This window comes from Leclercia pneumoniae, assembly GCF_017348915.1.
Taxonomy (GTDB): Bacteria; Pseudomonadota; Gammaproteobacteria; order Enterobacterales; family Enterobacteriaceae; genus Enterobacter; species Enterobacter pneumoniae.
Window position 1 is genome coordinate 2503537 of sequence record NZ_CP071383.1, and the last position, 26444, is coordinate 2529980.

A 26444-nucleotide genomic window follows, 5' to 3' on the forward strand; every position below is an offset into this window, starting at 1 on the left:
GACGTATTCCTTAAAGTTGGGTTAAATCGATCTTGAGAACGTAGTCAGCCTTATTCGCCTTCTCATCCTGTTTCACGCTGACATACAACGTGTTGGCATCGGGAGAGAGCACCAGGCTGTTAGGCATCGCCGCCGTTGTAATGGTGTGTTTGACGGCGTTGGTTTTCGCGTCGATGACGCTAATCTGGCGATCGTTACGATGGGTGACATAGACCTCGTTGCGCGCGCCGTTGTAAAGCGCGGCAATGGAGTTCGGGGTGTCGATGCGTTGCTTTAGCTTGCCGGTCGCCAGATCGACCACCAGCACATCGCGCGTATTGGTATCTGCGATATAGCCCACGCCCGCTGCGGGGTTAAGCGCAATATTGAGGAAGTAATGGTCGGTCTCTTTGGGATCCACCTTCACGCGCGAAAGCACCTCTGAACTCCTGCCATCCAGGGTCACCAGCTCGCCGCTTCCGGTTACGGCATAGACTTTGTCCGCTGCGGTATCCACTGCAAACCCAACCGGATCCATCCCTTCGAGGGTTTTCGTCAGTGCCTGTTTTTGCGTATCCACGACCCACAGCAGCCCTTTTCCTTTACCGCCCATGCCGGAGATATAAAGACGCTGATGCTTCTTATCCAGCACCGCTTCGCGCGGATGGATCCGTTTCTTAGGATCGCTGGCGTCACTCAGTTGCAGGGTTTTGACCGCCTTGCCGCTGCGGGTATCCAGCGCGGTGATGGAGCCATCCAGCGCATTGCCCATCCAGAGCACGTGGTTCTCCTGATCGAGCGCCAGCGCAAAGATGCGCCGTTCGGTATCGATGCTCTTTTTCATAGCCAGAGAGTCTGCAGCCAGTTCGAAAAGGATGCCGGTGGTTTTGTCGGCCGCAAAAGAGGGGGAAGAGGCGGCATAGACCGTGTGCCGGGCGTTGTCATAGGCTAGTTCGTAAACCCCGTGCCCCAGCGCCTGGGAGTGAAAATCCTTTTCGCTAAATGTTTTTGCTAACGCTGAACCAGAGTACAGGGCCAGCGCAATAGCCACTGCGCAGAATGCTTGTTTCTTAGGTTGTTGAGGTGTCATGTCATTTTTCTTTACATTTAATTACGTAAAACAAATGATAATTATTATTAATATCATATTCAATTGCACTGCAAGCTTAAATACCTACCAATATCTGCCTTAATTGCGCATTAATTAACCACCAGTTATCAAAATGCCAACCCGATCCCGCTTTTCCTCACGAAAGTACGGCGTCAGTGACCCAATGTTTACTTTTCTCCACGACTAAAAATGCTATTACTAATAAGCAACATTTATGTAGCAATTTCAGATCAGTCAGGAGTTCCAATGAATAAGAAAAGACGCTCCGTTCCCGGCATCCGTCATTACGATGGCCCCGCCGGGGGATGGGGAGCGCTGAAAGCCACCGCCATCGCCGTACGCACTCAGATGGATGCCCTGGAAGCCCCTGCTACGCTGTTACGCACTAACCAGCCCGACGGCTTTGACTGCCCCGGCTGCGCATGGCCCGATAAAGAACACAAATCCACCTTCCAGTTTTGTGAAAACGGCGCAAAAGCCGTCACCTGGGAGGCGACCACCAAACGCGTCACCCCGGAATTTTTTGCCAACAACAGCGTCTCCTCGCTGTGGGCTAAAAGCGATTACGAGCTGGAGGGCTATGGTCGCCTGACCCACCCGATGGTGTATGACAAAGCCAGCGACACCTTCCGCCCGGTTGAGTGGCAAGAGGCATTCAGGCGAATCGGTGAGAAACTCCGTCAACTCGACCCCGACGCCGTTGAGTTCTATACCTCTGGCCGGGCGTCGAATGAAGCGGCGTTTTTACTGCAGCTTTTTGCCCGTGAGCTGGGCACCAATAACTTCCCGGACTGCTCCAATATGTGCCACGAAGCCACCAGCACCGGCCTGCCGCGCTCAATCGGCATCGGCAAAGGCACCGTATCGCTGGAAGATTTCGATAAAACCGAGCTGGTTATCTCTATCGGCCATAATCCCGGGACTAACCACCCTCGGATGATGGGCACCCTCCATGAGCTGTCGCGCCGCGGCGTGCCGATCATCGTCTTCAACCCGCTGCGTGAACGCGCTCTGGAGCGCTTCGCCGATCCGCAAAGCGTGGTTGAGATGGCAACCCTGGGTTCAACAGACATCGCGTCAACCTACTTTCAGGTCAAAGCAGGCGGCGATGCCGCCGCGCTAAAAGGGATCGCCAAACATCTGCTGGAAAGGGAAGTACGCGAGGGCGGGATCCTCGACCAGCCGTTTATCGACGCACATACCCAGGGATTTGCTGATTTCGCCGCGGATATCGCGGCCACGGGCTGGGAAGAGATTGAGCAAGAGTCCGGGTTAACCCGTGAGGATCTGGACGTGGTAGCGCGCGCCTACGCCAAATCGAACGCCACTATCATTACCTATGGCATGGGCGTTACTCAGCACAACAAAGGCACCGCCAACGTGCGCCTGATTGCTGACCTGCTCCTGCTGCGCGGCAATATTGGGAAGCCCGGCGCGGGCATCTGTCCCCTGCGTGGCCATTCAAACGTACAGGGCAACCGCACGGTGGGCATTACCGAAAAACCGACCGCCGCGTTCCTGTCCCGTATCGAAGAGGTGTTTGGCTTTACCCCGCCGACAAAACATGGCCACGATGCGGTGATGGCCACCCAGGCGATGATCGCCGGTGAAGCCAAAGCGCTGATCTGCCTGGGCGGTAACTTTGCCGTGGCGATGCCCGACCATGAACAGGCGTTTCCGGCGCTGCAGAAGCTCGACCTTAGCGTTCACGTAGGCACGAAGCTAAATCGCACCCATCTGCTGGTGGCGAAAGAGACCTGGCTCTTCCCGTGCCTGGGACGCACCGAGCTGGATATGCAGCGCACCGGGCGCCAGTCGATAACGGTTGAAGACTCCATGTCGATGGTGCATGCCTCGTCGGGAAAACTGCGTCCCGCCTCGCCTCACCTGCTCTCAGAGCCGGCCATTGTGGCCGGGATGGCGAGAGCCGCCCTGCCCGACAGCAAAGTCAACTGGGAGGAGCTGGTCGCTGATTACGATATGATCCGCGATCGCATTGAGCAGACTATCCCCGGCTTTACCGACTACAACCAGCGCATCCGCACGCCGGGCGGTTTTCGCATGCCCTTACCGCCTACCGAACGCGTCTGGCCTACCCCAAGCGGCAAAGCGATGTTCTCGGTGTTTGAGGGGGTTGATGAGAACGCCAAAGGGGTGGGCGAGAGTGTACTGCGCCTCATAACCCTGCGCAGCCATGACCAGTACAACACCACCATTTATGCCATGGATGACCGCTACCGCGGGGTCTTTGGCCGCCGCGATATTCTCTTTATGAACGAAGAGGACATGACGGAACGTGGGCTGGAGCATGGCGACAGGGTAGATATTGAAACCGCGCTGCCGGGTCACGCCCAGCGTCTGGAAGATATTACGGTGGTCGCCTACAGCATCGCCCGGGGCTCGGTTGGGGCCTATTATCCGGAAGCCAACGTGCTGGTGCCGCTGGATTATCTTGATAAAGAGAGCGGCACCCCTTCTTACAAATCGGTACCCGTTCGCCTTACGCTGCGCTCGAAAGAGATCCGCCCGCTGTAGCGTTTGTCATGCCGGGCAGTACGCCCGGCATAAATTTTACTGTCGCGCATTTCCCGTTTTCTGAAGATAATCACCCGGTGAGGATAAAACGGGACGCGCGATGTTAATGAAAACACAACCACTCCACAGGGATGCCGTTTTGGCGTTTCGCGCAGGCGTATCGGCCTGTTTACCGACCATTCCGGGCTACTGGAGCATTGGCTTTGCCGCCGGCGCCATAGGCACCCTTTCCGGTTTCACCACCCTACAAACCGCACTGCTGGCCAGCCTGCTTTACGCCGGGTCGGCGCAGTTTCTGTTTTACTCCCTCTGGGCGACGGGGGCAGAGGTCGCCTCGGTGGTGTTCAGCGTTCTGCTGGTCAACCTGCGTTATTTACTGATGAGTTCAGCCATGAGCGTCTTTTTTCGCGAACACACTACCCTGGAAAAGATCGTGAGCGGCCTGCTGTTAACGGACGAAACCTTCGGCGTAGCGGTACAACATGGCAGCCAGCAAAGCAAAGTCCGCTTTGCCTGGATGTTCGGGCTGAACGTGGCCGCCTGGCTAAACTGGATCCTGGCCTGCGTGGTAGGGGCATGGCTCGCCGCCGCGCTGCCACCGGCATTGATGGAGGGGCTGAGCTTTAGCCTGGTGTCGATGTTTATTGGTCTGGTGCTGATGCTGTGGTTTGCCAGCCAGCGCAAAATTCTGGAGACCTTCAGCATTTCGGCGGCGGTTATCGTCACCCTCTTCACCGCCGGGCAGACCGATATCAGCATTGTCATTATCATTGCCGCCTCGGTGGCCGCGACCCTGTCGACCCTGGGTCTGCGCCTGTTCTACAAAGGAGAGCGCTAATATGGAGCGAAATATTCTGCTGGCGATCGTCGCTTCTGCCCTGGTGACCGCCCTGATGCGCACTATACCGATTCTGCTGCTATCACGTTTCCGGCTCGCCCCGGTGGTGCAACAGTGGCTGAGCTTCATCCCCGCCGCGATCATGGCGGCGATCATCACCGCCGAGCTGCTGGGCAAACCGGCGCTTACTCCCTCCGGCATGAGTCTCTCCCTCGTGGCGGCCATCATCGCTGCGGTGGCCGGGGTGGCGACCCGGAGCCTGTTTGCCACGGTCATCGTCGGCATGATGGCCTTCACCGCACTCAATTTCTTTTTCGGATAGACGCTTGACCCCGAGCCCGGCGGCAGCATCACGCCGGGTCAACAGCACTTGCCACGCCTCGCGCGACATTTCGCTAAATCCCCTGATCAGCACCCTTTGCGCCGTCGGGCTGTGAGCGACCTCCTCCAGTGCGCCGCGTAATGCCGACACCGTCGCATCCGGCGTGCCTGCCGGGGTGATGAGCGGCAGCCCCGGCGCGAGTGGGCTACGGCCGATAATAGATAACCCCTGCAACAGCTCCGGCTCATGACGCTGTAATAGCGCCCAGGTCACACAGTCGATCGCGGCAATATCCGCCTGCCCTTCGCGTAGCGCCACCAGCGACTGGCGATGGCTGCCGCTAAAGAGGGTCGCAGCGAAAAAATGTGTTTCAACGCCGAGTCCGGCGATCATGCCCAACAGCACGTTATAACCGGACCAGGAGTCGGGGGCGTTACACACCACCCTTCGGCCACGAAAATCCGCCAGGGTTTTGCCCTCCTCCTCTGAGCGGGCCACCAGCCAGCTGCGGTAATGAACGCCTTCGCATCCCAGCGCCGAGTAATGAAATGCTCCTACCACCTGCACATCGGGTAGTTGGGTCATTAAAGGAAAGCCGCAACTCTGGCTCAGGAGCAGATCGGGGCTGCGCCAGTGGTGGAGAAGGTCCCTGGGCAAGACGGGTTGAAGATGATCGACGGCCAGCCCCTGCTTCACCAGTTGCGTTTTTACCGCCAGCCAGAAGGCCTGGTTGTCATCCGGATTAACCGCGTACATGGGAAAGGCGAGCGGACTGCTCATCCGCGCCTCCCGGATGGGCAGTGACATCCTCCTGGCGTTTCCAGAACTGGCGTAACCATTCGCTATCCCCCCTTACCATTTCCTGGTTGCGCCGGTGATAACGTACCCTGTCGCGCAGCCACACCTTGCGAAGACCGTACCAGGGCACCCCCGGCAGGCCGTGATGTAGAGAATGATAGTTGAGATTAAAAACCGCAGCCGCCGGTAAAGGAGGAACTCACTCCGCTTGCCCGGTTACCGGTTTAACCCGCACGCCGACAAAGACCATCACCATCGCAGCGACCAGCAGCACGCCGCTCGCGGTAAAGACCCCGCTGGCACCGTTAAGATCAAATACCGCTCCGCCCCCTGCTGCACCGGCGCTGATGGCCAGTTGAATGGAGGCCACCATTAACCCGCCGGCACTTTCCGCTTCATCCGTGACCGTAGTGGCAAGCCAGGTTGACCAGCCCACCGGCACCAGTCCAAAGGCAAACCCCCACAGCGCTACCAGCAGGCCATCCAGCATCGCCAGGTGCCCGAAAGCCGCCATCAGCAGTGCCAGGATACCCATGGCAAACGGCACCAGAGCCAGCGTGAGACGGAGGTTTCGCGCCAGCAGGTGTCCGGCAATCGAGGTTCCCACAAAGTTGGCAATACCAAAACCGAGCAGGATCAGTGAAATGGTCTCGACGCTCGCCTGGCCTACGGTCTCAAGGAAGGGGCGCAGATAGGTGAAGAAGGTAAAATGACCGCTGAAGATGAGGATGGTGGCCAGCAGGCCGCCAACCATTCCCGGGCGGCGGAGCACATGCAGCAACGTGCGCAGGCTGCCGCTGTTTTCCGGACGCATAGCAGGCAGTACCCACAGCTGCCAAAGCAGCGCCAGGCCGCTGGGGATCGCACAGAGGATAAAGACGTTACGCCAGCCAATCAGGCTGCCAAGATAGCTGCCGAGCGGTGCGGCGACCACCGTGGCAATCGACACGCCGGAGAAGATGATCGCCAGCGCCTTTGGTACATCGGCGGGGGGCACCAGGCGCATGGCGGTGGCCGTGGACATCGCCCAGAATCCGCCTATCGCTACACCCAGCAGCAGACGGCCTGCCAACAGTACCTCCAGCGAAGGGGCAAATGCCACCAGCAAGCTAGAGACAATCTGCATGATTGAGAAGAACATTAACACCCAGCGCCGATCGATGCTTTTGGTCGCCGGGGTGATCAGCAACCCCGTCACCAGCGCCACCAGCGCAGTGGCAGTCACGGTCTGCCCTGCCACGCCCTCGCTAACGCCCAGGCTTGCCGCCATTGGGGTGAGCAGGCTGGCAGGCAAAAACTCGGCGGTAATGAGCCCGAAGACCCCCAGCCCCAGTGACCAGACCGCACGCCAGGCGGGTCTGGCAGGGGTTAAGGCCTGGCTGGCCGCGATAGATGAATTCATCTGTTATTCTCCGGTTATTAAAATGTGACATCTGTCGCAAATAATAGGAAGTTCACCCCGGACGATCTATTACATATAATCTCCAATTATTGATTAATCGTCCGGAGTTGCCGTTATGACCCTCCATGCCCCTGATTTGATCAGCGAAATGCTGCGCGGAATGCGCCTCTCCGGGGTGAAATATCGCCGTATCGAAGCCAGCGCCCCCTTCGGCGTAGCGTTCAGCCATGCGCCCGGAAAGGCGCAGTTTCACTTTATTAGCCGGGGTCCGGCGGTACTGAAAATGGAGAGCGGCGCAACCTTTGCCCTCAACAGCGGCGATGCGCTGTTTATTCCCAACGGTAATTCACATGCCCTGCTCTCGGACGAACATGCCGACGTTACGCCGGTGTCGGCCTTCCCCAGCGAGCCGATTTGCAATTCGGTATGTGATATTCACTGCGAGCCGTGCCCGGACAGTGAGAATGTGATTATTTTCAGTGGATGTATGGATTTCGAACTGGGGGGGATGCAGCCGCTGATCCGCGCCATGCCGGAGGTGATGATGGTCAGCCGACTCATGTCCACCTGGCCTGAAATTCACCCGTTACTGGCCGCGATGGAACGCGAATCGACAGCCCAGCAGGTGGGTTTTGCCGGAATACTCGCCCGTCTGGCGGACGTGGTGGCCGCGCTGATTGTGCGCGGCTGGGTTGAATCCGGCTGCGGCAAAGCCACGGGTTGGGTACAGGTGCTGCGTGATCCACGCCTGAGCCGGGCGATTTATGCCATGCACCAGCAGCCAGGCATAAACTGGAGCGTGGCGGAGCTGGCCAGAGAGGTGGGGACATCGCGCTCGGTCTTTGCTGAGCGTTTTCTCTCCGCCACCGGCACGACACCGGCCAAATATCTGGGCGAGCTTCGGATGCGGCTGGCGATCCAGTATATCGGGCAGGAAAATCAGGCCATCGAAACCGTGGCACTGCGCCTGGGATACAGTTCGCTGGCGGCCTTTAGCCGGGCATTTAAGCGTATCGTCGGCCATTCGCCGGGGGCGCTGCGCGAGGCAGGCCAGGTGCCTGAGGAGATTTGACCCTCTCGCCCCCGGCCTGGCGCCGGGGTACGAAGGGTGATGTACGCGGGGGTTATAGCCAGTTTTGCCCTGGGGTTGCCCCCTCGCTGCGCTCATCGCGAGGTACTTCAATCAACAGCGAAGAGAGGTGTTTTGCCCACAGTCCGGCAACCCATTTCACGCCGCGCGCCGTAAAGCGAGCCTGAGACCAGCTGTGCTGGTTTTCACCCACGCCGCTGTGCAGGGTAAAATAGCCCGCCTCAATATGATGCTGCGGTGGTACCAGGGTTCCCCCCACGCGCTGCATGATATTACGCTCCAGTAAAAATGCCCGGAACGCAGGCTCTTTCGCGTTCAGCATTTTACAGAGCTGACGAAAGCCCAGCGATGTATTCACGCTAATGAACTGATCAAAAAAGGCGGCCTTTGGGGCGGAACGGGCAAGTTCCTCCTCCGCACGCTGGCGTTTTTCGTACTGCTCGGCCCACGCGCGCGCCGCCGCTGCCGGATTAGTGAAATCAGGAAGATTGACGCTTTTCTCTCGCTCCTGCCAGCGATCCAGCATGGTGGCGGTAAAGGCCGGAGAGATGCGCGACACCGTCAGCAGGGAGTCGCGTTTGTTCAGCAAAAACTCCTGCCGCATTTCACCTTCACGCTCATACACACTCGCCGTCACAGGCTGCGAAAGACGTTGCGCCGTTTCCAGGCTTTTAACCATGCGCTTCACCTCGGTATGGGTCATACCGATCACCTTCGCGATTTCACGGCTGCTGATGGTGGCAGGCTGCTCATAGGACGGGAAACTTTCAACAGGAATTACCATAGGATTCACCCCTCACTCATACAATACTCGGGTAATTTGCTCTAATAGTATACAAATACCTGTTTAAATATCCAGTATAATTTTTGTCCATTTTACGACGCGTGCTGGCCTACCACTAACAGGATCCCATCTTTATGATCTTTAAGGTGAATGCTGTTCAGAGGTGCCGAAATGCGCGGTATCACCCTTGCCATGCTCTCCACTTCCCTTCACGCGCTGGAGCTGTATGACCTCTCCGTGCTGCCAGGCATTGGCCCCCTTCGCTACCGGGTGCGCGACGATATCAGCGCGCTGACGTTTAATCTCCTGCGTATTGATCTTCAGACGACGATCGCGATCCGCCAGCAGCCCAGGATCGAGTTGCCCTTCTCCCGTGAAGCCCATCATCAGTGCCGGTATACCCAGCGGCAGGTTTTTATCCCGATCGGTATGCCAGGTGTGCCAGGTCTTGCCGTAGGTGTTCACTATTTTTTTCATTAACGCCTTATCCGCGATGGCAGGCAGCCCCGGTGCCACCAGACTCCCTGATTTCACTTCGTACTGATGGCTGTGCCAGAGTTTTTTCTCTTCTGGCGGTAAGGTGTTAAAGAGACGTTCGCTGATGATGTACTCCACCCCCATCAGCCGGGCATCCCGGGTATTACCATCATAAATGACCGCCTGCATGACATCGTCATTCAGTACCGTCACATAATGATGGGCCTCCATTTGCCCATTTTTATCCCCGCTATAGAAATGGAAACCATCCAGATAAGCGCTAATGGCATCAATAGGGGGGCGAGACTGAATGACTTGCGCACCCGTTTCCAGCGTACTGAGAGTCGCGGAGGTCTTCTCTCCGGGGATCGGCGTTTGCGGCGGCGTGTTATTCGCCCCGCAGCCGACAAGCATCACCATGGCTGGAACGAACAGAGACAGAAATTTCATGAGCACTCCCTTTATGTTAACCCGGTTATGAAGGTAGTGCAGGCTCGGGAATTAATCCGGTGAAAAGGCAAAAAAGCGCACTTTTACTCTGGCCCCTGCGCAGCGGTAAATTGTCTGTAACTGCGCAAAATGCCGTATCCGGCACGCGAAATGTCTAAGATTCGTCTAAGGTTTTCAGGTGATTGATGACAGCGGACACGCTGCTCAGCAACTTAAGGAGAATCACCATGATAACACCTCAACTGCGCCCTGCGCTGCGGCTGGCAATGGGTGGCATATTGCTTGGTTTTAGCGCCTGTAGCCTTGCCGACGATGCCCCTGCCGGGCAGCCGCAATCCCCTGATATCCTGTTTGGTCCGCTGTTTAATGATGTACAGAGCGCCAAGCTCTTCCCCGATCAGAAGACCTTTGCCGACGCGGTGCCAAAAAGCGATCCGCTGATGATCCTGGCCGATTACCGTATGCAGCGAAATCAGTCCGGCTTCGATCTGCGCCATTTTGTGGATATGAACTTCACCCTGCCCAAAGCGGGCGAAAAGTATGTTCCCCCCGCAGGACAGAGTCTGCGTGAACATATTGATGGTCTCTGGCCCGTGCTGACGCGCACCACCGATACCGCCGGCAAATGGGACTCCCTGCTTCCGCTGCCTAAGCCGTACGTAGTGCCGGGCGGCCGTTTTCGTGAGGTCTATTACTGGGATAGCTATTTCACCATGCTGGGGCTGGCGCAGAGTGGCCACTGGGATAAGATTGCCGATATGGTGGCGAACTTCGGGCATGAGATCGACGCCTGGGGACACATTCCTAACGGCAACCGCAGCTACTACCTGAGCCGCTCCCAGCCGCCTTTCTTCTCACTGATGGTAGAGTTACTGGCGACCCACGATCCCGAGGCGCTGAAGCAGTACCGTCCTCAGATGGAGAAAGAGCATGCCTACTGGATGGAGGGCGTCGATGCACTCCAGCCAGGCCAGGCTAATCAACGCGTGGTGAAACTGGAGGATGGATCCATTCTCAACCGCTACTGGGACGATCGTGACACGCCGCGTCCGGAGTCGTGGATGGATGATGTGACTACCGCCAAAAACAACCCCGATCGACCGGCGACGGAGATCTACCGGGATCTGCGTTCTGCGGCCGCTTCCGGCTGGGACTTCAGTTCGCGCTGGATGGACGACCCGAAAAAACTGGGCACCATACGCACCACCAGCATTGTGCCGGTGGATCTGAACGCCCTGATGTTCAAGATGGAAAAATTGCTGGCAAAAGCCAGCCAGGAAGCGGGTGACAGCGCCGCAGCCAGCAAATATGACGGCCTGGCGAGCGCACGTCAGAAGGCGATGGAGAGCCACCTGTGGAATGATAAAGAGGGCTGGTATGCCGATTACGACCTGAAAACCAAAAAGGTCCGTAACCAACTGACCGCCGCTGCACTCTTCCCGCTGTATGTGAATGCGGCTGCGCAGGATCGCGCCGATAAAGTGGCGAAGGCCACCGCGTCGCGTCTGCTGAAACCCGGTGGCATTACTACCACTACCGTTAACAGCGGTCAGCAGTGGGATGCCCCAAACGGTTGGGCGCCGCTGCAGTGGGTCGCAACCGAAGGGTTGCAGAACTACGGGCATAAAAAAGTGGCGATGGATGTAACCTGGCGCTTCCTGACCAACGTACAGCACACCTACGACCGGGAGAAAAAACTGGTGGAGAAATATGACGTCTCTACCACCGGCACGGGTGGCGGTGGCGGCGAATATCCGCTGCAGGATGGTTTCGGCTGGACTAACGGCGTGACCCTACAGATGCTGAGCCTGGTCTGTCCGAAGGAAAAACCGTGCGATAGCCTGCCCGCAAACCAACCCGCGGCAAACGATGAGCCTGCCCCGCAGGCTCAGGCCGCGCAATAAAGAAAAAGGCCCTCAGATGAGGGCCTTTTTTTACGACGTTATGCGCGACGTAACAACCTGAATATACCCAGCACAACGATGGCGCCGACCACGGCGACCAGGAAACTGTGCAAATTAAAACCAGATACACTGCCGCCGATACCGAACATGGTAGCCAGCCAGCCGCCCACGACAGCACCCACGACGCCCAGGACACAGGTCAGAATAAAGCCGCCGCCATCACGACCAGGCATAATAAACTTGGCGATAACGCCAGCAACCAGACCAAATACAATCCAGGCGATGATACCCATAGCGATGCCCTCTTGCTTTGAAAGGCGCGCGAGACACCTGTCCGCGCAGGTAATGTAAGTATAGGCAATGGTGAGAAAATCATTTTCTTCTCACTGACTTAATTCGTCCGGCACAACGAAAAAAATCCCTGGTTTGTATTAAGTTCTGCGCAGGTGCTGCCGATAACTCAGGGATAGTCTCTCAATATCGAGGAGCCCCAGGGCGTGAGTAATTACAGTGAGCAGTTCCTGAAAAACAATCCGCTGGCTGTGTTAGGTGTATTACGGGACCTGCAAAAAAATGATGTCCCGGTACGTATTAGCTGGGGCAACAACCAGTTTATTAGCAAGATTCTCGACCTATCACCTGACAACGTGATTATCGACCTGGGTAGCCAGGACTATGAAAACCGCGCGGTGCTGCGCGCCGAGAGCCTCTGCGTCACGGCAGATACCAAAGGCGCCAAGGTTGAATTCACGCTGCCGGCATTTGAAGAAGGAGAGTATGAGTCGCTGCCTGCTTTCGTTGCCCCCCTGCCCGATTCCGTCTGGTTTATTCAGCGTCGCGAGTTTTTCCGTATTCCTGCGCCACTGCACCCTGCTTACTACTGCAGAGCCAAAATGCCGGACAAAAGTGAACTGCGCTTTCGCCTGTATGACCTCTCGCTGGGGGGAATGGGCGCATTAATGGAGGGCGCGAAACCGGAGTCGCTGGAGGAAGGGATGCGGTTTTCGCAGCTTGAGCTGGATATGGCGAACTGGGGGATATTTCGCGTCGATGCCCAGCTGATCTCCGTAAGCGAGCGGCAAGTGGTGGACGGTAAAAACGAGACCATTTCTACCCCGCGTCTCAGCTTCCGCTTCCTGAACGTCAGTCCGGCGGTTGAGCGCGATCTGCAACGTATCATCTTCTCACTGGAACGCGATGCGCGCGAGCGCGCGAGCAAAGTGCGCTGAGGATAACCGGGCAGCGTGGGGCTGCCCGGCCTGTTTTTACATCGCGTCCATCGCTTTCTGTACTTTCCAGATATAGCGCGGTGCCTGCGGAGCCGGATGGTTTTGCACCACGTGATCGTAAAACTCCTGTTTATTGAGATCGTTGATCTCGCTTATTGCCTTTTTACGATCCGACGAGAAGGTTCGCAGTAACGCGCCTGCCCCGTTCACGTATGAGACCACCAGCGCATACTGCATCACTTCCGGGTCTTCAATTCCCTTCAGAATGCCGTGTTCGAGAATACTCAGATAGGCCGTGCCCATCGAGATATTGCGCTCCGGGTTTTTCAGCTCGCTGGTAGAGGGCTCACCCTTCCAGCCCATATAGCGATACACTTCGCGCCCGGCCGTGGAGGCTTTAAGCTGCATCAGCCCAACCGCGTTGGATTTACTCACCAGCGTCGGATTACCGCCCGACTCCACCGCGATGATTGCGGTGATCAGCCGTGGACTCACCCCCCATGCCGCACCGGCTTTTTCGGTGATAGGCATCCACTGCATAGCGCGTTTGACCGGCACTTCCGGGTTCCAGGGTTGTTGTTTGTAATCCTGCTTCGACGAACAGCCCGCCAGCAATACCATCAAAAAAGCAAACCATCTCAATTTCACGTCATCTATCCTTATGGCCAGTCATCGCAGCTGCCCTCTCATCCACTTGCTGAAGGGCAATAACAAGCGGCATGATATATACATTTGGTTTTATAAGTCAGCAAGGAAATGCCATGTCTCAGTTTCATCTTATCGCTCCGTCCGGGTACTGCATAAACCAGGAGGCGGCGCAGCGGGGAATAGCGCGTCTCATTGAGAGCGGCCATAGCGTACAAAATCAGACAATTGTACCCCGCCGCCAGCAACGTTTTGCCGGCACCGAAGCGCAGAGACTGAACGATATCAATGCGCTAGCCACGCTGCCCGGCGCTGATCAAATTGTGATGGCGGTACGCGGCGGCTACGGTGCCAGCCGCCTGCTGGAGCAGATTGACTGGGCAGGGCTGGCGAGACGTCAGCAGCAGGATCCGCTGCTCATCTGCGGTCACAGTGATTTTACCGTGATTCAGTTGGGTCTGCTGGCACTGCACAATGTCATCACCTTTAGCGGCCCCATGCTGGCGGGCAATTTCGGCGCCCCGACGCTGGATGCCTTTACCATCGACCATTTCTGGCGGGCGCTGAGAAATCCTACCTTCACCCTGCACTGGCAGGGTCAGGGCCCCCGTTGCACCTGCGAGGGTCAACTCTGGGGCGGCAACCTGGCGATGCTGGTATCGCTGATTGGCACCCCCTGGCTACCCGTCATTGAGAACGGCATCCTGGTGCTGGAAGATATCAATGAGCATCCGTTCCGCGTTGAACGCATGCTGTTGCAGCTACACCATGCGGGTATCCTCGCGCGCCAGCGGGCGATTGTGTTGGGCAGTTTTAGCGGCGCAGCGGCCAATGATTACGATGCCGGCTACGATCTGCAAACCATGATCGATTACCTTCGTAGCAGAGTAGCGGTACCGGTGATCGCCGGACTCGATTTCGGCCACGAACAGCAGACGGTCACGCTGCCGCTGGGTGCGCAGGCAGTCCTTTTAAACGATGAAAAGGGCACCTCTTTAACGGTTAGCGGCCATCCGGTCATAAAGTCATAAAAAAAGGTGCTTAACCGCCTCATTTAAACGCTGTGAGTGTCGTTAATATGTTAGGGTTTTAATAACAGTCACAGCGTCAGGCGGGAGTAAGCAAACATTGGATGCCGCAGCAATAATCAGTCTCTTTATCCTGGGTTCAGTTCTTGTAACCTGTAGTATTTTATTAAGTTCGTTTTCTTCCCGTCTCGGCATACCTATTCTGGTTATTTTCCTGGCTATCGGCATGCTCGCAGGCGTTGATGGCGTGGGCGGTATTCCTTTCGATAACTACCCCATGGCGTACATGATCAGTAACCTCGCGCTGGCGGTGATCCTCCTTGACGGCGGCATGCGCACGCAGGCCAGCTCCTTTCGCGTAGCGCTGGGCCCGGCCCTGTCGCTGGCCACGGTCGGAGTGCTTATTACCTCAGGCCTGACGGGAATGATGGCGGCATGGTTATTTAAGCTGGATATCATGGAGGGGCTGCTGATTGGCGCCATTGTCGGCTCTACCGACGCCGCCGCGGTATTTTCTCTTTTGGGAGGCAAGGGGCTTAACGAACGTGTCGGCTCCACGCTTGAGATTGAATCCGGCAGCAACGACCCCATGGCGGTATTTCTTACCATCACGCTGATTGAGATGATTCAGCAGCATGAAACCGGCCTCAGCTGGATGTTCGCCTGGCACATCATCCAGCAGTTTGGTCTGGGGATCATTATCGGTCTAGCCGGGGGGTATTTGCTCCAGCAGATGATTAACCGCATTTCGCTGCCTGGCGGTCTCTACCCCTTACTGGCGCTCAGCGGCGGAATTTTGATCTTTGCCCTTACCACCGCGCTGGATGGCAGCGGCATCCTGGCGGTTTATCTGTGCGGCTTTTTGCTGGGTAACCGGCCTATCCGTAACCGGCACGCCATTTTGCAGAACTTCGACGGGCTAGCCTGGCTGGCACAAATTGGCATGTTCCTGGTGCTGGGGCTGCTGGTGACCCCGTCCGATCTGCTGCCAATTGCCGTACCGGCGCTGCTCTTATCGGCATGGATGATCTTCTTCGCGCGTCCACTGTCGGTATTTGCTGGCCTGCTGCCGTTCCGCGGATTTAACCTGCGCGAGCGCATCTTTATCAGTTGGGTTGGTTTACGCGGCGCGGTGCCGATCATCCTGGCCGTCTTCCCGATGATGGCGGGGCTGGATAACGCCCGCTTGTTCTTCAATGTGGCCTTCTTTGTGGTGCTGGTGTCGTTACTCTTCCAGGGGACCTCGCTGGGCTGGGCGGCCAAAAAAGCCAAAGTGGTGGTGCCGCCGGTCGGCTGGCCGGTCTCCCGCGTCGGGCTGGATATTCATCCGGAGAACCCGTGGGAGCAATTTGTCTACCAGCTGAGCGCCGATAAGTGGTGCGTGGGCGCGTCATTGCGCGACCTGCACATGCCCAGCGAAACACGCATCGCCGCGCTGTTTCGTGATAACGCTCTGCTGCACCCGACCGGCAGTACGCGCCTGCGCGAGAACGATATTCTCTGCGTGATTGGCCGCGAGCGAGACCTGCCTGCGCTGGGCAAGCTGTTTAGCCAGTCGCCGCCGGTGGCGCTGGATCAGCGCTTCTTCGGTGATTTTATTCTGGAGGCCAGTGCCAAGTTTGCCGACGTGGCCTTGATCTACGGTCTTGATGAAGGTCTGGAGTATCGCCAACAACAGCAGACGCTGGGTGAGATTATTCAGCAACTGCTAGGCGCCGCGCCGGTAGTGGGTGATCAGGTGGAGTTTGCGGGGATGATCTGGACCGTCGCTGAGAAGCAAGATAACGCAGTCCTGAAGGTGGGTGTTCGCGTTGCTGAGGATGCTGAAGAGTAGCGGCCTTGTTTATCGTATAAACAAGGCAATCTGAGGGTTGTAATGCCGATCAGTTAAGCACGGTGGAATTGTTCCGTTCACCTCATGTTCAGCAGAATATGGCATCACACCACCCGTGAACGTGATAAGGGGGACCGCCGGGCCCCCCTTATCAATCCCCGCGGCCCCGCGACGAAATCGGTGCTTCGCACTGCGCTCACCTCCCGACCTCCTGCCTGCGGTCGGCTCAACTCGACGTCCCTGTCTCGCTTCGCCTCTGGCCGCCATCCATGGCGTCCAGCCCTTGTCATCCGGTCTCCGGTTCGCCGATTTCAGCGGGGAGTCAACACCCGTGCCCCGGTCAGGCCGCTGAGGAAACGGCATAGAACAGAAATGCTTTAGTTAACGGAACAATTCACCCTACTTAACTGACTGGCATGACATCCCACGTTGTTTTTTTAGTGGTTACACCGTCACAACCGGTACCCGCGGTGCCAGGGCGCACATCAACTCGTAACCGATGGTGCCTGCCGCTGCGGCGACATCATCAATTTTTATCTCGTTGCCCCAGAGCTCAACCGGTGAACCGATACCCGCTTGCGGGCACGGCGTTAAGTCAATGGCCATCATATCCATTGAGATAGCGCCAACGGTGCCGGTGCGTACCCCATCCACCCATACCGGGGTGCCGTTGGGGGCGATGCGCGGATAACCATCGGCATATCCCCCCGCCACGATGCCGATCCGCTGCTCCCCGCTGGCGCGGTAGCGGCTGCCATAACCTACGGCATCACCCGCCTTCAGGGTCTGTACGCCGATAATTTCGCTGCGCAGGGTCATCACCGGTTTTATTCCGCTATTGGCTACATCCTGCCACTGACCCGACGGCGAGGCGCCGTACAAAATGATGCCGGGGCGCACCCAGTCGAAATGGGCCTGAGGATGCCAGAGCGTGGCCGCCGAGTTAGAGAGCGACCGCGGGCAGTTAAGCCCCTCGGCCGCCTGTTCGATACGCGCCATTGGCGCGGTAATTCCGTCGGGCAGTTCCGATTCGGCGAAGTGGGACATTAAGGTCATTTCGCCCACATTCTGCATGGCACGCAGCTGCTGCCAGACGCTGTGCACCCGCTCAGGTGGGAAGCCCAGGCGATTCATGCCGCTGTTGACCTTCACGTAGATATCCAGCGGCGCGTGCAGTTTCGCATTTTGCAGAACTTTGACCTGCCAGTTGCTGTGAATGCTGGTAGTAAGACGATATTTATCCAGCAGGGGTAACTCATCCGCATGGAAGAACCCCTCAAGCAGTAAAATCGGCCCTTTCCAGCCGCGCTCACGCAGCAGGATCGCCTCTTCAAGATTGAGCAAGGCAAAACCATCGGTAGCGCTTAAGGCGCTCCAGATGCGATCCAGACCATGGCCATATGCATTGGCTTTGACCACCGACCAGACGCGTGAAGCTGGCGCAGCGCGACGCACAACCTGCAGGTTATCCTTCAGGGCCTGCAAATCGATCTGTGCCAGAACGGGACGGGACATGACGACTCCTTTATTAGTTATGTGCGCCGTGCAGGTGTTGTGCGCGTGACGGAGAGTACCCCGGACGATAGCGCGCCACACTTAAATCATCAAACGGAATTGCCGGCGTCCGCCCGGAGATCAAATCGCTCAGCAGCTGACCAGAGCCACACGCCATGGTCCAGCCCAGCGTGCCGTGGCCGGTATTGAGCCACAGGTTTTTAAACGGCGTGCGGCCTACCACAGGCGTACCGTCCGGCGTCATCGGACGCAACCCGGTCCAGAAAGTGGCCTGCTCGATAACACCGCCGCGTGGGAAAAGATCCCCGACGACCATCTCGAGCGTTTCACGCCGCGGCTGCAGCAGCTCGGTGTTAAAACCGACAATTTCAGCCATGCCACCCACGCGGATGCGGTTATCAAAGCGGGTGATGGCGATTTTATAAGTCTCATCCAGGATGGTCGAAACCGGGGCGCCACTCTCCTCTTTCACCGGGATGGTGAGCGAGTAGCCCTTCAGCGGATAGACCGGAATGTCGACAATGCCTTTCAGCATGGCGGTGGCGTATGAGCCAAAGGCCATAACGTAGGCGTCAGCTTTGACCACCTCTTCCCCGCATTTCACACCGTAGATTTTTTCCCCTTCGTACAGCAGCTGATCGACAGCGGTGTTGTAACGGAATTTCACCCCTGCCTGCTCCGCCATCAGAGCCAGGTTCTGGGTAAAGAGCTGGCAGTCGCCGGTTTCATCGTTAGGCAGACGCAGGCCGCCGGTCAGTTTATGCGCCACGTCCGCCAGCGCAGGCTCAATCTGGGCCAGTTGACTGGCTTCCAGCAGTTGATAAGGCACGCCCGCATCTTCCAGCACTGCAATATCACGGGTGGCGTTCTCGTACTGCTGCGCCGTGCGGAACAGCTGCAGGGTGCCGCCCTGCCGTCCTTCATACTGGATATTGGTGCTGGCGCGCAGCGCTTTCAGGCAGTCGCGGCTGTATTCCGCCAGACGCACCATGCGGCCTTTATTCTCCATATAGTGCCGCGTGTCGCAGTTACGCAGCATCTGCCACATCCACTTTAACTGAGACTGGGTGCCATCCAGGCTTATCGCCAGCGGCGCATGGCGCTGGAACATCCATTTAATCGCCTTCAACGGCACACCGGGTGCCGCCCATGGCGCCGCATAGCCTGGCGAAATCTGCCCCGCGTTCGCGGCGCTGGTCTCCAGGGCCGGGCCCGGCTCCCGATCGATGACGGTCACATCATGTCCCGCCTGACTCAGATACCAGGCGCTGGTTACGCCAACGACGCCACTTCCCAGTATGACAACACGCATAGCCACTCCGTTAATAAGCAAAAGAACAATCTTCTGATTACAGATTGATAACTCAGATGAAAATATTATTCAACATACGGCTTTTTTATGGTGACTTACCTCACACCTTCCCCATCAGGCGGGGATGGGCGTTATTTGGCATCTCCTGCTGCGCGTCATTTTTAACCAGTATAAAATACTGCCGGGACCCCATTTTACCCCGTATTGAAAACGGGAAATCGCAAAGAAAAAAATCCTGCGTCAGCACGCTTTTGAATGGGGTGTTCTATGCTTGAAAAGAGGTTCTCCAGACAGAGAGAGCTAATCACAATGAGGGCGCGCTAATGGCTACTATTGATTCGATGAATAAGGACAGCACACGTCTCAACGACGGACCCGACTGGACCTTCGAGCTGCTGGATATCTATCTGGCAGAGATCGATCGGGTGGCAAAGTTGTACCGTCTGGATACCTATCCTCATCAGATTGAGGTCATCACCTCCGAACAGATGATGGACGCCTACTCCAGCGTCGGGATGCCCATCAACTATCCGCACTGGTCATTCGGCAAAAAATTTATCGAAACCGAACGCCTCTACAAGCATGGCCAGCAAGGGCTGGCGTATGAAATTGTGATTAACTCTAACCCCTGCATTGCCTATCTGATGGAAGAAAACACCATTACCATGCAGGCGTTAGTGATGGCCCACGCCTGTTACGGACACAACTCTTTCTTCAAGAACAACTATCTGTTCCGTAGCTGGACCGACGCCAGCTCAATCGTGGATTACCTGATTTTCGCCCGAAAATACATTACCGAGTGCGAAGAGCGCTACGGCGTGGATGAGGTGGAGAAGCTGCTCGACTCTTGCCACGCGCTGATGAACTATGGTGTGGATCGTTACAAACGCCCGCAGAAGATCTCTTTGCAGGAGGAGAAAGCGCGGCAGAAAAGCCGCGAAGAGTATCTGCAAAGCCAGGTGAATACGCTGTGGCGTACCCTGCCAAGACGCGAGGAGGAGAAGGCCATGCCCGAGGCTCGCCGCTATCCCTCCGAGCCGCAGGAGAATCTGCTCTATTTTATGGAGAAAAACGCCCCGCTGCTGGAGTCCTGGCAGCGTGAGATCCTGCGCATTGTGCGCAAGGTGAGCCAGTATTTCTATCCGCAGAAACAGACCCAGGTGATGAATGAAGGCTGGGCCACCTTCTGGCACTACACCATCCTTAATCACCTGTATGACGAAGGCAAAGTGACCGAGCGCTTTATGCTGGAGTTTCTGCATAGCCACACGAATGTAGTGTTCCAGCCGCCCTATAACAGCCCCTGGTACAGCGGGATCAACCCCTACGCGCTGGGCTTTGCCATGTTCCAGGACATCAAGCGTATTTGCCAGACGCCGACCGAAGAGGACAAGTATTGGTTCCCGGACATCGCCGGTTCAGACTGGCTGACAACGCTCCACTTCGCGATGCGCGACTTTAAGGATGAGAGCTTTATCAGCCAGTTCTTGTCTCCCAAAGTGATGCGCGACTTCCGCCTGTTCACGGTCATGGATGACGACCGCAATAACTATCTGGAGATTTCCGCGATTCATAATGAAGAGGGATACCGTGAGATTCGCAATCGCCTCTCCTCTCAGTACAACCTGAGTAACCTTGAGCCCAATATTCAGGTGTGGAATGTGGACCTGCGGGGCGACCGTTCATTAACGCTGCGTTATATCCCGCATAATCGCGCGCCGCTGGATAAGGGACGCAAAGAGGTGCTGAAACATGTGCATCGTCTGTGGGGATTTGACGTCACGCTGGAGCAGCAAAACGAGGATGGCAGCGTGGAGTTACTGGAACGTTGTCCCCCGCGAATGAACACGCTTTAAACAAAAAAGCCTCTCGATGAGAGGCTTTTTTTTAGTGACCGTGAATGGCCAGATCGCCGGGCAGCGTCTTCTGCATACGGTGCCAGATCTCACCACTCTCATGACCGTAGCGGCGTACCGTTTCGTATACTTGATCGTGCTGGCTTTCTGAACAGAGCTCGCTGAGCTTGTGGTAAAAACCGAGCGCCAACGCGCGGGCTTCCGGATTGGCGAAGTAGTGACGCCCAATGCGGGTATACAGACCTTTCATTCCGTTCAGGATCAGCCCGTAAATCGGGTTGCCGGAGGCAAAGGCCAGGCCGCGGAAGATGTTGTAATCCAGGGTGGCAAAGGCATCGGCATGATCTTCAACTTCGGTTGCACGGGCCAGCACTTCCAGCGCCTGGTCCGGATGCTGGCGGAATGCCGTGCGGATGAAGATAGTCGAGATGTTCGTGCGCACAGAGAGCAGGTTATCGATCAACTGCGGTACACTTTCATGATCGAGGCGCGCCAGCGTTTCGAGGATGTTCAGCCCCGATGTCTCCCAGAAGTTATTCACTTTGGTCGGTTTGCCATGCTGGATCGTCAGCCAGCCATCGCGGGCCAGACGCTGCAACACTTCACGTAAGGTAGTACGGGTAACGCCAATCAGTTCAGAGAGTTCTCGTTCAGCGGGAAGGATCGATCCAGGTGGGAAACGGTTATTCCAGATGCTTTCGATGATGTACTCTTCCGCGAAACCCGCCGGGCTTTGCGCCTTAATGACCATAGTGAGATTTCCATTACACAGCTTTTTGCTAATGGACTCATCATACCAGAGGCAGGCAGAGGCAGATAGCGCAGCGACGCGAGAAAAAAGGGATCGCTGTTCTATTTTTGTCAATTTACGTCTGCCTCCATGCCCCCTGTGCAGCTCAGTTGCGTATACTTAAATTGTAATTATGTGATGGGCAAGGAAATCTGCTGTGGAAATGTCTTATGGGCGCGCTTTTTGGCGCAATTTTTTAGGTCAGTCGCCGGACTGGTACAAACTGACTCTTCTCGCGTTTTTGATTATCAACCCGGTAATCTTTTTCATTCATCCCTTCACCGCGGGCTGGCTGCTGGTGGCGGAGTTTATTTTCACCCTGGCGATGGCGCTAAAATGTTATCCGCTGTTGCCCGGTGGGCTGCTGGCCTTCGAGGCGGTCGTGATCGGCATGACCAGCGCGGACCACGTGAAAACAGAGCTGGCGAATAATCTGGAAGTCTTGCTGCTGCTGATGTTTATGGTGGCAGGGATCTTCTTTATGAAGCAGTTGCTGCTGTTTATCTTCACGCGCCTGCTGCTGAGCATTCCGTCAAAGACCCTGCTCTCCCTTGCTTTCTGCTGCGCAGCCGCATTCCTGTCGGCGTTTTTGGATGCGCTGACGGTAGTGGCGGTGGTCATCAGCGTCGCCGTGGGCTTTTACGATATTTATCACCGGTTCGCCTCCTCGCGCCCGGCAGAGACGCTACAGGATGACAGCCATGTCGATGCCCAACAGCGCGATGTGCTGGAGCAGTTTCGCGCCTTTTTACGCAGCCTGATGATGCACGCCGGGGTGGGTACCGCGCTGGGTGGCGTCATGACCATGGTCGGCGAGCCGCAGAACCTGATTATCGCTAAAGCGGTGGGCTGGGGCTTTGGTGACTTCTTCCTGCGCATTGCACCCGTTAGCGTGCCAGTTCTGGTGTGCGGGCTCTTTACTTGCTGGCTGGTGGAAAAGAGAAAATGGTTTGGCTACGGTACTGAACTGCCTGCCCCGGTACGCCAGGTGCTGCAGGATTATGATGCGAAAAGCCGCAGCCAGCGGACTCGTCAGCAGACGCTTAACCTGATTGTCCAGGGGGTCATTGGCGTCTGGCTGATCATTGCCCTGGCGTTTCATCTTGCTGAGGTAGGCCTGATTGGCCTGTCGGTGATTATTCTCGCCACCTCGCTCACCGGCGTGACCGACGAACACGCCATCGGTAAGGCGTTTACCGAGGCGCTGCCTTTTACCGCTCTGCTGGCGGTCTTTTTTGCGGTGGTGGCGGTCATTGTTGATCAGCAACTGTTTGCGCCTATTATCCACTTTGTTCTGCAGGCCGAGCCGGACGCGCAGCTCACGCTGTTTTATCTCTTTAACGGCCTGCTGTCGTCGATTTCGGACAACGTCTTTGTAGGCTCGGTCTATATTAACGAAGCCAAAGCGGCGCTGGAGAGCGGAGCCATTGATCGCCAGCAGTTCGAGATGCTGGCGGTGGCGATCAACACCGGGACTAACCTCCCCTCGGTTGCCACTCCAAACGGCCAGGCCGCCTTCCTCTTCCTGCTCACCTCTGCGCTGGCCCCACTCATCAGGCTCTCTTATGGCCGCATGGTATGGATGGCGTTGCCCTACACGGTGGTCTTAACGCTGGTTGGTTTGTTGTGCGTCAAAATTATGTTGATTCCTCTTACCCACTGGATGATCGGGGCGGGTATACTGGCCGCGCAATAAGTCAGTCAAACCGGGCAGTCAGATGCCCGGTTTGACTTTCCGCATGATAAATATCCGATTACGTTTTATTTTTCGCTGAGCAGGTGGCGTGTGAAATGAATTCGTTTACACTGCGCTTTCTAAGCATGTCCCAGGGAAATGATTATGTTGAGATTTTTGAACCAGTGCTCGCGCGGTCGCGGAGCGTGGTTATTGATGGCGCTGACCGCCTTTGCGCTGGAAATGGTCGCGCTGTGGTTCCAGCATGTGATGCTGCTGCAACCCTGCGTGATGTGTATCTATGAGCGTTGTGCACTATTTGGCATTATGGGTGCCGGTCTGGTCGGCGCTATCGCGCCGAAGACGCCGTTACGCTACGCGGCTATCGCCATCTGGTTATACAGCGCCTGGCAAGGCGTTGAGTTGGCCTGGCAGCACACCATGATCCAGCTGCACCCCTCGCCGTTTATGACCTGCGATTTTGCCGCTCGCTTCCCAGGCTGGCTGCCGCTGGATAAATGGCTGCCGCAGGTGTTCGTGGCATCGGGCGACTGCTCTGTGCGTCAGTGGGAGTTTCTGTCACTGGAGATGCCGCAGTGGCTGGTTGGTATTTTTGCGGCTTACTTCATCGTGGCGCTGCTGGTACTGATTGCTCAACCCTTCAAACCGAAAAAACGCGATCTGTTTGGTCGGTAATGAATGCGAATAAAAAAACCCGCCTCGGCGGGTTTTTTTATGTTTAACGATTGGGATGATTCAAAATGTGGTCTTCCCAGTCGCGCACCTCAGACTCTTTCACCGCAATATGGCGTACCGAAATACGCTCGCCGTGCATCGCCGCTTTCGAACCGGTCAATAACGGGTGCCACGTCGGTAACCCCTTCCCTTCCGCCAGCAGACGATAGGCGCAGGTATGGGGCAACCACTCGAAGGTTGGCAGGTTATCACGGGTCAATTTTATGCAGTCCGGCTCAAGCTCGAAGCGACGCTCATAATTACGACACTGACAGGTTTTAATATTGAGTTGGTTGCAGGCGACGTTAGTGAAATAGATCTCATCAGAGTCTTCATCCATCAGCTTATGCAGGCAGCACTGCCCGCAGCCATCGCACAACGATTCCCACTCCGCGTCGGTCATTTCGTCGAGAGTTTTGCTTTGCCAGAAAGGGATTTCGCTCATAAGGATGTCCACACGTCAAAAAGAAAGCGCACCTTATAACCAGTCTGGCACGGGGATGCAAGTTTTGCCGCCCATTAGCGGCGGCAAGCTGTGCTTACAGCACGCGGGTTTTCAGCGACTGGCCTTTAAAAGCCACTTCCAGTTCATCACCGCTATTCAACGGCCCAACCCCATCCGGGGTGCCCGTCAGGATCACATCACCCGGTTTCAGGGTGAAGAAACGGCTCATATAGGCAATAAGCGGGACGATTTTATGGATCATGTCTGCCGTGGTGCCTTCCTGACGCACTTCGCCGTTCACCTTGAGGCTGAGCGGGGTATTTTGTGGATCGTCAGGAAATTCAGAAACAGGCACAAATCCGGAGATCGGGCAGGAATTATCAAAACCTTTGGCTTTTTCCCACGGCTGACCGGCTTTTTTCATTTTACCCTGTACGTCGCGCAGCGTCAGATCCAGCGCCACACCATAACCCGCTATCGCTTTCTGGACATGCTCTTCCGAGGCCTGACGAAGCGTTGCGCCAATCAGTACCGCCAGCTCAACTTCATGATGGACTGATCCCAGCCCCTGCGGCAGGGCCAGCGGCTGGCGAATATCGCAAAGCGCTGTTTCAGGTTTAATAAACAGCACGGGTTCGTCCGGAACCGCGCTACCCATTTCCTGAATATGCTTCGCATAATTACTGCCTACGCAAACTACTTTACTTACAGGATAATCGAGTAATGCCCCTTGCCAGTTATGATGCTGATACATAATCGTCCCCTAAAAGGTTAATGTGACGCTGACAGATAATTCTGAACTACTTTTTTCCCTGCTCCGCAAGATGCTGTTTAAGTAAATTCTCCGGAGGAGGAGGAAGTTGTAAATAATAGCCTTGCTCGGCCAGTGCGGTTTTTACTTTTTCGAGATCGGCATTGATCAATTTTTTACGGCCATCCAGCGGCAGAAGCATCGCCAGCTGGCGTGGACCAAACTGCTTCAGTAATTCTTCAGGCACGCGGGAAAAATCGTCTTTTTTTTCGACATACAGATAAGCCTGGTCGCGTTGGGTACTTCTATAGATCACACAAAACATACTTTTACTCTTTTTGATGCGTAATTTCGACATACGCTATCACCAACCAAACCCGCACCACAAGCCAGCCAGCTTAAAATGGGTTTGCAGATTTTTGCCTTCCTCTGCTCATTTGTGTCAATCCTGTGGCACATTCCCGTCACATCACCGGGCATTCGTCGAACTCACCCGACCGCGCATCATTGATGATGTACTTGATCACCCCAAACACCGCCAGCGCATCTGACGTATTCTCCCTGTCCACCGGCAACTCCTCCCATCTCCCATCAGCAAGATTCTCCAGGTGTGGTCGCGGATGAGTCCGGTACCGCTTTATCCTGAATTCACCCTCAAGAGCACAAACAAGAAGAGAACCGTCGCAGGGCTTCAATACCGAGTCGATGAGCAGCAGCGCACCGGACATGATTCCGGCTCGATAGTGAGTCTCTGCCGCGCGCATGTAGTACGTGGCTGACGGATGGCTTATGAGCATCGAGTCAAGTGATATACGTGATTCGGTGAAGTCTGCTGCGGGTGATGGAAAGCCCATGATCTGCACTCCAATTTATACTGTATACATATACAGTGCATCACCCATTGAGATTGATCAACACGCATTGGGCAGCCATATTAGA

The 26444-nt window shown here is 56.2% G+C and carries 24 protein-coding genes and 2 pseudogenes; 11 read left to right on the plus strand and 15 right to left on the minus strand.

Annotated features, from left to right (window positions below; all coding sequences use genetic code 11):
* Positions 1–10 precede the first annotated feature (10 nt).
* The gene (gene yncE / locus JZ655_RS12095) at positions 11–1069 is read right to left on the minus strand and encodes a 7-bladed beta-propeller protein YncE (RefSeq protein ID WP_207291895.1); all 1059 of its coding nucleotides are present in this window, start codon (positions 1067–1069) and stop codon (positions 11–13) included.
* Positions 1070–1336: 267 nt separating this feature from the next.
* Here yncE and JZ655_RS12100 point away from each other — a divergent pair, with 267 nt between their 5' ends.
* From JZ655_RS12100 to JZ655_RS12110, 3 genes are all read left to right on the plus strand, one after another.
* Complete coding sequence (locus JZ655_RS12100; RefSeq protein ID WP_207291896.1) at positions 1337–3625, plus strand: FdhF/YdeP family oxidoreductase; 2289 nt, start codon at positions 1337–1339, stop codon at positions 3623–3625.
* A gap of 100 nt (positions 3626–3725) precedes the next feature.
* Positions 3726–4463, plus strand: a complete 738-nt coding sequence (locus JZ655_RS12105; RefSeq protein WP_207291897.1) for an AzlC family ABC transporter permease — start codon at positions 3726–3728, stop codon at positions 4461–4463.
* A 55-nt stretch (positions 4464–4518) separates the two neighbouring features.
* A complete protein-coding gene (locus JZ655_RS12110; protein ID WP_233804214.1) occupies positions 4519–4785 on the plus strand; it encodes an AzlD domain-containing protein in 267 nt (88 codons plus the stop codon).
* On the opposite strand, the pseudogene JZ655_RS12115 reads toward JZ655_RS12110, so the two are convergent.
* The 3 genes and pseudogenes from JZ655_RS12115 to JZ655_RS12125 form a co-directional block, all read right to left on the minus strand.
* A pseudogene (locus tag JZ655_RS12115) lies at positions 4783–5565 on the minus strand (phosphate/phosphite/phosphonate ABC transporter substrate-binding protein); the annotation flags it as partial. The gene JZ655_RS12110 and the pseudogene JZ655_RS12115 overlap by 3 nt on opposite strands.
* Entirely contained in the window at positions 5528–5722 is a 195-nt protein-coding gene (locus tag JZ655_RS12120; protein ID WP_425352490.1) for a hypothetical protein, read from the minus strand. The gene JZ655_RS12120 and the pseudogene JZ655_RS12115, both read right to left, overlap by 38 nt.
* A gap of 60 nt (positions 5723–5782) precedes the next feature.
* The gene (locus JZ655_RS12125) at positions 5783–6985 is read right to left on the minus strand and encodes an MFS transporter (protein ID WP_207291898.1); all 1203 of its coding nucleotides are present in this window, start codon (positions 6983–6985) and stop codon (positions 5783–5785) included.
* Positions 6986–7100: 115 nt separating this feature from the next.
* On the opposite strand from JZ655_RS12125, the gene JZ655_RS12130 reads away from it, so the two are divergent.
* Positions 7101–8057 carry an AraC family transcriptional regulator gene (locus JZ655_RS12130; RefSeq protein ID WP_207291899.1) on the plus strand — a complete coding sequence of 319 codons (957 nt, stop codon included), beginning with the start codon at positions 7101–7103 and terminating at the stop codon, positions 8055–8057.
* A 52-nt stretch (positions 8058–8109) separates the two neighbouring features.
* Here the strand turns inward: JZ655_RS12130 and JZ655_RS12135 are convergent, their stop codons facing one another.
* Together JZ655_RS12135 and JZ655_RS12140 are read right to left on the minus strand one after the other, a co-directional pair.
* Entirely contained in the window at positions 8110–8859 is a 750-nt protein-coding gene (locus JZ655_RS12135) for a phage antirepressor KilAC domain-containing protein (protein ID WP_040075218.1), read from the minus strand.
* A 141-nt stretch (positions 8860–9000) separates the two neighbouring features.
* Positions 9001–9786, minus strand: coding sequence for an OBAP family protein (locus JZ655_RS12140; RefSeq protein WP_207291900.1), 786 nt, complete (start codon positions 9784–9786; stop codon positions 9001–9003).
* A 227-nt stretch (positions 9787–10013) separates the two neighbouring features.
* Between JZ655_RS12140 and JZ655_RS12145 the strand changes: the two genes are divergently transcribed.
* Positions 10014–11690 carry an alpha,alpha-trehalase gene (locus JZ655_RS12145; RefSeq protein WP_207291901.1) on the plus strand — a complete coding sequence of 559 codons (1677 nt, stop codon included), beginning with the start codon at positions 10014–10016 and terminating at the stop codon, positions 11688–11690.
* Positions 11691–11728: 38 nt separating this feature from the next.
* On the opposite strand, the gene JZ655_RS12150 is transcribed toward JZ655_RS12145, so the two are convergent.
* Positions 11729–11983 (minus strand): GlsB/YeaQ/YmgE family stress response membrane protein, encoded by a 255-nt coding sequence (locus JZ655_RS12150; RefSeq protein ID WP_046885150.1) that lies wholly within the window; start codon positions 11981–11983, stop codon positions 11729–11731.
* 204 nt (positions 11984–12187) lie between these two features.
* On the opposite strand from JZ655_RS12150, the gene ycgR reads away from it, so the two are divergent.
* Positions 12188–12919 carry a flagellar brake protein YcgR gene (gene ycgR / locus JZ655_RS12155; RefSeq protein ID WP_207291902.1) on the plus strand — a complete coding sequence of 244 codons (732 nt, stop codon included), beginning with the start codon at positions 12188–12190 and terminating at the stop codon, positions 12917–12919.
* 36 nt (positions 12920–12955) lie between these two features.
* Here the strand turns inward: ycgR and emtA are convergent, their stop codons facing one another.
* Positions 12956–13567, minus strand: coding sequence for a membrane-bound lytic murein transglycosylase EmtA (gene emtA, locus JZ655_RS12160; protein ID WP_040075211.1), 612 nt, complete (start codon positions 13565–13567; stop codon positions 12956–12958).
* Between the two features lie 113 nt (positions 13568–13680).
* Here emtA and ldcA point away from each other — a divergent pair, with 113 nt between their 5' ends.
* Together ldcA and JZ655_RS12170 are read left to right on the plus strand one after the other, a co-directional pair.
* On the plus strand, positions 13681–14595 hold the full coding sequence (gene ldcA, locus JZ655_RS12165) for a muramoyltetrapeptide carboxypeptidase (RefSeq protein ID WP_046885147.1): 915 nt from the start codon (positions 13681–13683) through the stop codon (positions 14593–14595).
* 97 nt (positions 14596–14692) lie between these two features.
* A pseudogene (locus JZ655_RS12170) lies at positions 14693–16360 on the plus strand (potassium/proton antiporter); the annotation flags it as partial.
* A gap of 510 nt (positions 16361–16870) precedes the next feature.
* Here JZ655_RS12170 and dadX read toward each other — a convergent pair.
* On the minus strand, positions 16871–17941 hold the full coding sequence (gene dadX, locus JZ655_RS12175; RefSeq protein ID WP_207291904.1) for a catabolic alanine racemase DadX: 1071 nt from the start codon (positions 17939–17941) through the stop codon (positions 16871–16873).
* 13 nt (positions 17942–17954) lie between these two features.
* Entirely contained in the window at positions 17955–19253 is a 1299-nt protein-coding gene (locus JZ655_RS12180; RefSeq protein ID WP_207291905.1) for a D-amino acid dehydrogenase, read from the minus strand.
* Between the two features lie 323 nt (positions 19254–19576).
* On the opposite strand from JZ655_RS12180, the gene JZ655_RS12185 reads away from it, so the two are divergent.
* On the plus strand, positions 19577–21109 hold the full coding sequence (locus tag JZ655_RS12185; RefSeq protein ID WP_207291906.1) for a SpoVR family protein: 1533 nt from the start codon (positions 19577–19579) through the stop codon (positions 21107–21109).
* 31 nt (positions 21110–21140) lie between these two features.
* Here the strand turns inward: JZ655_RS12185 and fadR are convergent, their stop codons facing one another.
* Positions 21141–21860 carry a fatty acid metabolism transcriptional regulator FadR gene (fadR, locus tag JZ655_RS12190; RefSeq protein WP_040075204.1) on the minus strand — a complete coding sequence of 240 codons (720 nt, stop codon included), beginning with the start codon at positions 21858–21860 and terminating at the stop codon, positions 21141–21143.
* Positions 21861–22056: 196 nt separating this feature from the next.
* Between fadR and nhaB the strand changes: the two genes are divergently transcribed.
* Entirely contained in the window at positions 22057–23595 is a 1539-nt protein-coding gene (nhaB, locus tag JZ655_RS12195) for a sodium/proton antiporter NhaB (RefSeq protein ID WP_207291907.1), read from the plus strand.
* Positions 23596–23739: 144 nt separating this feature from the next.
* Positions 23740–24270, plus strand: a complete 531-nt coding sequence (dsbB, locus tag JZ655_RS12200; RefSeq protein ID WP_040075202.1) for a disulfide bond formation protein DsbB — start codon at positions 23740–23742, stop codon at positions 24268–24270.
* A gap of 43 nt (positions 24271–24313) precedes the next feature.
* Here dsbB and JZ655_RS12205 read toward each other — a convergent pair whose 3' ends face one another.
* The 4 genes from JZ655_RS12205 to JZ655_RS12220 form a co-directional block, all read right to left on the minus strand.
* A complete protein-coding gene (locus JZ655_RS12205; RefSeq protein WP_040075201.1) occupies positions 24314–24754 on the minus strand; it encodes a YcgN family cysteine cluster protein in 441 nt (146 codons plus the stop codon).
* Between the two features lie 94 nt (positions 24755–24848).
* Positions 24849–25508 (minus strand): fumarylacetoacetate hydrolase family protein, encoded by a 660-nt coding sequence (locus JZ655_RS12210; protein WP_207291908.1) that lies wholly within the window; start codon positions 25506–25508, stop codon positions 24849–24851.
* 46 nt (positions 25509–25554) lie between these two features.
* Positions 25555–25830, minus strand: coding sequence for a YcgL domain-containing protein (locus JZ655_RS12215; protein ID WP_207293842.1), 276 nt, complete (start codon positions 25828–25830; stop codon positions 25555–25557).
* 139 nt (positions 25831–25969) lie between these two features.
* The gene (locus JZ655_RS12220; RefSeq protein WP_207291909.1) at positions 25970–26359 is read right to left on the minus strand and encodes a HumD family translesion DNA polymerase; all 390 of its coding nucleotides are present in this window, start codon (positions 26357–26359) and stop codon (positions 25970–25972) included.
* Positions 26360–26444 lie beyond the last annotated feature (85 nt).

Bases quoted from the DNA above. Each gene is read 5' to 3' on its own strand.
- yncE (WP_207291895.1), bottom strand. From the start codon at position 1,069: ATGACACCTCAACAACCTAAGAAACAAGCATTCTGCGCAGTGGCTATT.
- JZ655_RS12100 (WP_207291896.1), top strand. From the start codon at position 1,337: ATGAATAAGAAAAGACGCTCCGTTCCCGGCATCCGTCATTACGATGGC.
- JZ655_RS12105 (WP_207291897.1), top strand. From the start codon at position 3,726: ATGTTAATGAAAACACAACCACTCCACAGGGATGCCGTTTTGGCGTTT.
- JZ655_RS12110 (WP_233804214.1), top strand. From the start codon at position 4,519: ATGCGCACTATACCGATTCTGCTGCTATCACGTTTCCGGCTCGCCCCG.
- JZ655_RS12125 (WP_207291898.1), bottom strand. From the start codon at position 6,985: ATGAATTCATCTATCGCGGCCAGCCAGGCCTTAACCCCTGCCAGACCC.
- JZ655_RS12130 (WP_207291899.1), top strand. From the start codon at position 7,101: ATGACCCTCCATGCCCCTGATTTGATCAGCGAAATGCTGCGCGGAATG.
- JZ655_RS12135 (WP_040075218.1), bottom strand. From the start codon at position 8,859: ATGGTAATTCCTGTTGAAAGTTTCCCGTCCTATGAGCAGCCTGCCACC.
- JZ655_RS12140 (WP_207291900.1), bottom strand. From the start codon at position 9,786: ATGAAATTTCTGTCTCTGTTCGTTCCAGCCATGGTGATGCTTGTCGGC.
- JZ655_RS12145 (WP_207291901.1), top strand. From the start codon at position 10,014: ATGATAACACCTCAACTGCGCCCTGCGCTGCGGCTGGCAATGGGTGGC.
- JZ655_RS12150 (WP_046885150.1), bottom strand. From the start codon at position 11,983: ATGGGTATCATCGCCTGGATTGTATTTGGTCTGGTTGCTGGCGTTATC.
- ldcA (WP_046885147.1), top strand. From the start codon at position 13,681: ATGTCTCAGTTTCATCTTATCGCTCCGTCCGGGTACTGCATAAACCAG.
- dadX (WP_207291904.1), bottom strand. From the start codon at position 17,941: ATGTCCCGTCCCGTTCTGGCACAGATCGATTTGCAGGCCCTGAAGGAT.
- JZ655_RS12180 (WP_207291905.1), bottom strand. From the start codon at position 19,253: ATGCGTGTTGTCATACTGGGAAGTGGCGTCGTTGGCGTAACCAGCGCC.
- JZ655_RS12185 (WP_207291906.1), top strand. From the start codon at position 19,577: ATGGCTACTATTGATTCGATGAATAAGGACAGCACACGTCTCAACGAC.
- fadR (WP_040075204.1), bottom strand. From the start codon at position 21,860: ATGGTCATTAAGGCGCAAAGCCCGGCGGGTTTCGCGGAAGAGTACATC.
- dsbB (WP_040075202.1), top strand. From the start codon at position 23,740: ATGTTGAGATTTTTGAACCAGTGCTCGCGCGGTCGCGGAGCGTGGTTA.
- JZ655_RS12205 (WP_040075201.1), bottom strand. From the start codon at position 24,754: ATGAGCGAAATCCCTTTCTGGCAAAGCAAAACTCTCGACGAAATGACC.
- JZ655_RS12210 (WP_207291908.1), bottom strand. From the start codon at position 25,508: ATGTATCAGCATCATAACTGGCAAGGGGCATTACTCGATTATCCTGTA.
- JZ655_RS12215 (WP_207293842.1), bottom strand. From the start codon at position 25,830: ATGTTTTGTGTGATCTATAGAAGTACCCAACGCGACCAGGCTTATCTG.
- JZ655_RS12220 (WP_207291909.1), bottom strand. From the start codon at position 26,359: ATGGGCTTTCCATCACCCGCAGCAGACTTCACCGAATCACGTATATCA.